The organism is Paenibacillus sp. GbtcB18 (assembly GCF_019091125.1).
Taxonomy (GTDB): Bacteria; Bacillota; Bacilli; order Paenibacillales; family NBRC-103111; genus Paenibacillus_F; species Paenibacillus_F chitinolyticus.
On record NZ_JAGXJX010000136.1, the window covers coordinates 1 to 453 of the forward strand.

The 453-nt window shown below is 35.5% G+C and carries 1 protein-coding gene and 1 pseudogene; both read right to left on the reverse strand.

Annotated elements, in window-relative coordinates; genetic code table 11:
* Window positions 1-90, reverse strand: a pseudogene (locus KVT34_RS32175) (GH25 family lysozyme); the annotation flags it as partial.
* 13 nt (window positions 91-103) lie between these two features.
* The gene (locus KVT34_RS29870) at window positions 104-334 is read right to left on the reverse strand and encodes a phage holin (RefSeq protein WP_217563256.1); all 231 of its coding nucleotides are present in this window, start codon (window positions 332-334) and stop codon (window positions 104-106) included.
* Between the last annotated feature and the right edge of the window lie 119 nt (window positions 335-453).

The window sequence follows — 453 nt, forward strand, 5'->3', positions numbered from 1 at the left end:
CACACGAGCAATTACGAAATCCAAATACTGCTTTGCAACTGGCCAGTCGATATTACCATTCCATTTTGAAATATCCACAATATGTCCCATAATAAAGTCCCCCTTAGTTTAAATCATGTTTTTCAAGCACATCTTTTTGCTGCAAACCTTTATTAGATAAATAGTTGTTTTTCCAAGCCATGTACAATGCATAGCCTCCAGTAATTACGGCCACAATATTATTAGCCAACTCATTACTGATTGTTTGATAACCTGTAAGATTTAGTACACTATTGATTACCGCGATGATCAGTAACGTAAAACGAGCGATAGATCCAGTATCCAAGTTTTTCATACGAACAGCTCCTTATTTTAGGAAGTTTAAAATGTTAAATAATAAAAGGACTGCCAGAGACAGTCCTGAAATCCACATCGATATATGAGCTTTTTTGTTACTGTCTAGCTTTTCTTGCG